Below are 955 nucleotides of genomic sequence, written 5' to 3'. Positions count from 1 at the left end.
TGGGGGTCAGCCAGATAAGGGATCTGGTTGGCTTTTTTGTTGTGGCATTCGGATTTGTTTCGTGCTCGTTTTGCCTTTCTTTTTCTCCATGGTTATCCGCATAGCCAAAGCCTTCGTCTCCCACATACAGTGAAACATATACAAGACATTCACATTGAACCCCGATTGAGTTCCATGCTCATGCCGAAGCCAAATCAACTCTCACCTCGATTACACCAATGACCCAGATATTGATATTCATAGAGGCTTGTAGGCGACAAAAGGGTTAGCATTTGATCGTTCGATCCATAATGTGCAGGAGGATGAGGGAATGAATACAGAGTTTTTTGCAAAAGTCTTTTCCATCACTGACCTGAATACACTGGAGATGCTCCGCGAGGAAATGGTAAGAAAGGCGTCCGAGCCGAATATCACTTGGGAAGCGAGAATGGCGATCTACAATAACATTCAAATTGTCGTAGAGCGAATTTTACAGCTTGAATAAACGGAATGTCTATCGTAAATCCCGGTTCCGCATGAAGGAATCGGGTTTGCTGCTTATTTGCGCAGTCCAAGCAAATAAATATCACCACTGGATGGCAGATAGCCCAGCGGTGACACTCTGTACGTTTGGGGATTAACTCACTTTTAACAATAGTAGATACGTTACATTTGAATCTCTGGCATTGTTCAAATTTCGATATGTTTGATATACTCGATAGCCTTGGGTTTCTTTTAGGCGCAGCTCTTTCATGATGTGTTCGTTGGCCATTCCGGAGTATACCAGCAACCAAAAGTAATCCATGCCTTCTGAGCATATCAACATATCTCTCGCCTCGCAGACAAAAGTTATGTCATTAAACATAAGTCTTAACCCATTTATTGTCAATGGTTATGTAGGTAATCAAATCAACATCAAAAAAAGCTGCCGGGGTTGAAGTGACCCCAAAAAGTTAGACACGTTTGTTTAATTAAG

Annotated in this window: 1 protein-coding gene; it reads left to right on the top strand. The window is 42.2% G+C overall.

The annotated features are described in order from the left end of the window. Positions 1 to 310 precede the first annotated feature (310 nt). Entirely contained in the window at positions 311 to 484 is a 174-nt protein-coding gene (locus tag EIZ37_RS26205) for a hypothetical protein (RefSeq protein WP_167569129.1), read from the top strand. Positions 485 to 955 lie beyond the last annotated feature (471 nt).

The organism is Brevibacillus migulae, from assembly GCF_004521915.1.
Taxonomy (GTDB): domain Bacteria; phylum Bacillota; class Bacilli; order Brevibacillales; family Brevibacillaceae; genus Brevibacillus_F; species Brevibacillus_F migulae.
The sequence above is the reverse complement of the archived record's forward strand: the minus strand, read 5'-3'. Positions and strand labels throughout refer to the sequence as shown.